Below are 3,711 nucleotides of genomic sequence, written 5' to 3'. Positions count from 1 at the left end.
GGTCCTACCGGCATCTTCCGGCCGACGCCGGGACGCTGTTCCGCCGGCTCGGCTGCCATCCGGGCGCCGACCTGGACGCCCCGGCGGCCGCCGCACTCGCCGGGGTCGACCTCGACGAGGTCACCCGGCTGCTGGACCTGTTGGTCCGCGCGCACATGGTGCGGCGCGACCCCGGCGGCCGGTACGGCATGCACGACCTGCTCCGCGCCTACGCGCTGGACCTGGCCATGGGCACCGACACCGGGGCCGACCTGCACGCGGCCCGCACCCGGCTGTTCGACCACTACCTCGAGGGCGCCACCGAGGCGGTGCGGGTGCTCTACCCGACCGCGGCGGCCGGCGAGGTCCCGCAACCGCAGGGAGATCCGGAGCGGCTGCGCGCGTGGCTGGCCGCCGAGCTGCCGAACCTGGTCGCCGTCTGCGAGTACGCCGCGGGCCACGACTGGCCCGGGCATGCCGTGCGGCTCGCCGCGACCCTGTACCGCTACCTGGAAAGCGGCCACTACGCCGAGGCGCTGGCGATCCACGGCGCCGCGCTGGCCGCCGCCCGGTCGACCGGCGACCGGGCCGGGGAGGCGCAGGCGCTGACCAACCTCGGGCTGGTGCACCGGTTGCTCGGCCAGTACGGCCCGGCGACCGAGCGGCTGACCCGCGCGCTGGAGCTGCACCGGCTGTCCGGCGACCAGGCCGGCGCCGCCCGCACGCTGTCCAACCTGGGCATCGTCGCCGACCGGCTCGGGGCGCACGCGGCCGCGAAGACCCATCTGGAGCAGGCTCTGACCGCCTACCGCGAACTGGGCAATCGGCACGGCATCGCCGCGGTGCTGACCAACCTCGGCGGCCTGTGCGGCAGCGTCGGCCAGCATGCCCGCGCGGCCGAGCACCTGACCGAGGCGCACGACCTGTTCGCCGCGCTCGGCGACCGAAGCGGCGCGGCGAGCGCCCTGGCCAACCTCGGTGAGGCCGAGACCAACCTGGGCGGCTACACCCGCGCCGCCGGCCACCTCGAACAGGCCCGGGTCCTGTTCGAGGAGTTGGGGCACCGCTACGGGCAGGCCATCGCGCTGTCCAACCTCGGCCCGGTGCACTCCCGGCTCGGCGAGCACGACCGGGCGCTCGCCGACCTCGAGCAGGCCCTGGCGATCTTCCGGGACACCGGGCACCGCTACGGCGAGGCGAGCGTGCTCAACGGGTTGGGCGAGGCGCTGCACGCGGCGGGCCGGCCGGGTGCGCTGGACCGGCACACCGCCGCGCTGGCGATCGCCACCGAGACCGGCGACCGCGACGAACGCACCCGCGCCCAGGCCGGCATCGCCCGGGCCGAGGCGGGCCGCTACACGCTCTCGCGCAACGGAACCGCCTGAGCGGTTGGGCACCTGGCGCCGCCCAACCGCCCAGGCTTGCCCTCAGAGCAGGGGTATGGCGTACTGCGCAATCACCCAGCTGGTGCGCTGCATCGCCTGTGCCCGGAGGGCGTCATTGGGATAGGTGTTGAGCTGCTCCGCCCGGTCGCCGTTGTAGGCGATGCAGATGGATCGCGTGATGTAGGGCGGGTTCCATCCGGAGACGAAGTAACAGTCCGGCATGAGCTTCGTGATGATCTTGTTGTTGCCGCTGACCAGAACCGCGCGCAGGGCCTCGGTGCTGAACCCGGCGCGGCTGCGGGCGATCAGCGCGATCGGCCCGATCACGTCGAACGCGGCGCCGAGCGTGTCGGCCGCCGCCTTGTCGGTGACCACGTCGAGCAGGCTGGAGATCAGGGTGACGCACCCGGTGGCGTCCTGGGCCCAGATCTGCATCGTGGTCGGGTTGAACTGTTGGATGTCGGCGAGTTCGATGACGTGCCGGGTGGCGCAGGACCGGGCCTCGGCCGCCGCCAGACGGTCCATGTGGCTGAGGATGTCGGTCTTGGCCGTGTTGATCGCACCCAGGATCTGTTGGGTGGCGGCCTCGATGGACATCCCGCCGCCGCGGAAGCTGCGCCAGATGTCCACCAGGGTCTTGACCGCGCCGATGATGGCGATGATGTCGTACTGCACCCGCACCGGCCCGGCCTGCGCCGGCGCCGGTTTGATGGTGCCGGTCGCCGTGACAGTGATCGCGAGAGTCAGGGCGATCACGGCCCGCGTCAGTCTCTTTCTCATCCACTCTCCTCTACGCGCACCGGACAAAGGAGACGCATGCGCACCTGGCGGCGCATGCGTTACCGGAAGAATGGCGTAGAGCGCTTGCAGTGGACTGGCTGCGCGCTGGCCGTCGCCGGCACGGCCATGCCGGCGACGGCGCGCACCCCCGGGCCGGTCAGCCCAGGCCGAGCACCTGGATCGCCTGCGCGGCCATGTTGGCCTCACCGAGCGCGTTCGGGTGGACCACGACGAGGTTGGTGGTCTGCAGCACGGGCTCGATCCAACGGACGCCGAGCCGCTGGCAGGCGTCATGTCCGGTGGACGCGGCGCTGAAGTCCACATAGGTGGCGCCGGTCGCCTCGGCGGCCCGGCGCACGGCGTCGTTGAGGGTGGTCTGCAACGACCGCAGGTACGGCACGTCTCCACGGGCGACCGGCATCTTGTCGAAGCAGCCGCCGGTGGCCGGCAGGATCCACGGGTAGCCGAGGATGCCCACCCGGGCCTGGGGCGCCCTGGCCCGGACCGCCTGCAGCGCACCGACCAGGGCCGGGTAGGTGGTGGTGCGCACGGTGTCCTCGAAGGACGAACCGTAGGTGTCCCGGCACGGGCTGCCGTGGCCGAGGGTGAGCACGCCGAGCGCGCCGCAGGCGAGGATGGCGCTGATGAACACGCCGCTGTCGTTGCCGCCGATCGTCATCGTGACCAGGTCGGTGTCTGCGCCGAGGGCGTTCACCTGGGGCGCGACGCCGGGGTACTGGGCGGTGGTGAAGTGCCGGGTCTCGGCGGCGCCACAGGTCACGTCGGTCAGCCGGGCCCCGGTGCGAGCCGCGATCACGTGCGGGTAGTTGCGGCTGGACCGCAGGCACAGCAACGACGCGGCGGGATCCGGCGGCAGCACACCGGACGCGGCGCTGTAGGAGTCGCCGAGTGCGACGTAGTTCAGCGGTGCTTCGGCCTGGGCGGCCGGCGCGCTGGTGACGACGAACAGGGCGGCGATCGCGGCGGCGAGGGACGTGAACAGACCACGCTGCATGGGTTTCTCCCGGCGTCGATGACGGTGGACCGCACGTTACTGGCGAGTAGGTTGTGCGTTCGCCCATCGTCAACCAGCCCTGGCACACCGTCAAGGCAGCGCCCCGGTTTTAGCGAAAACCCTCAATTCCCAACGAAAAATGCGCCACTCACGCTAACCGGCGGCCGTCACCTCGACGCGGTTGTCGTGGAACACCGCGCCGCCGCCGAGGTCGGTGTCCCGCTCGTCCACGGTGGCGTTGGCGTTGGACCCGCCGGTGAACTTCGCCCAGTGGCCCTTGGTGGTCGCCGCGACGCCGGGCCGCACCCAGTCCCCGGTCGCCAGCTCGGCCAGGAACGCGCCGCGGTCGTTGGCCACCCGCACCCGGGTGCCGGCGGTCAGGCCGCGCGCGGCGGCGTCGTCCGGATGCAGCACCACCCGGAGCGCACCGGCCCGGCGGCGCAGCTCGGCGTTGTTGCCGAACACCGTATTGAGAAACTCGTGTCCGGCCACCGAGATCAGCACCAGTGGGTAGCGGGCGGCGAGCCCGTCGTCGGTGACCTCGGCGGCCGG

At 72.4% G+C, this 3,711-nt stretch carries 4 protein-coding genes; 1 reads left to right on the top strand and 3 read right to left on the bottom strand.

The window, feature by feature from the left end; translation table 11 throughout:
- Nucleotides 1-1,364, top strand: a 1,364-nt coding sequence (locus tag VFO68_RS19000) for a tetratricopeptide repeat protein (protein ID WP_325159659.1), incomplete at its 5' end; no start/stop codon positions are given.
- 42 nt (nt 1,365-1,406) lie between these two features.
- Here VFO68_RS19000 and VFO68_RS18995 read toward each other — a convergent pair.
- From VFO68_RS18995 to VFO68_RS18985, 3 genes are all read right to left on the bottom strand, one after another.
- Entirely contained in the window at nt 1,407-2,144 is a 738-nt protein-coding gene (locus VFO68_RS18995; protein ID WP_325159658.1) for a hypothetical protein, read from the bottom strand.
- A gap of 157 nt (nt 2,145-2,301) precedes the next feature.
- A complete protein-coding gene (locus VFO68_RS18990) occupies nt 2,302-3,159 on the bottom strand; it encodes an SGNH/GDSL hydrolase family protein (protein ID WP_325159657.1) in 858 nt (285 codons plus the stop codon).
- Between the two features lie 153 nt (nt 3,160-3,312).
- Nucleotides 3,313-3,711: molybdopterin dinucleotide binding domain-containing protein (locus VFO68_RS18985; RefSeq protein WP_325159656.1), on the bottom strand; the 399-nt coding region annotated here is incomplete at its 5' end.

Origin of the sequence: Actinophytocola sp., assembly GCF_035712165.1 — a bacterium.
Classification (GTDB): domain Bacteria; phylum Actinomycetota; class Actinomycetes; order Mycobacteriales; family Pseudonocardiaceae; genus DASYTH01.
This window is presented reverse-complemented; position numbering and strand designations above follow the sequence as displayed.

Coding starts and splice junctions, on each gene's coding strand:
- VFO68_RS18995 (WP_325159658.1), bottom strand. CDS start 2,144: ATGAGAAAGAGACTGACGCGGGCCGTGATCGCCCTGACTCTCGCGATC.
- VFO68_RS18990 (WP_325159657.1), bottom strand. CDS start 3,159: ATGCAGCGTGGTCTGTTCACGTCCCTCGCCGCCGCGATCGCCGCCCTG.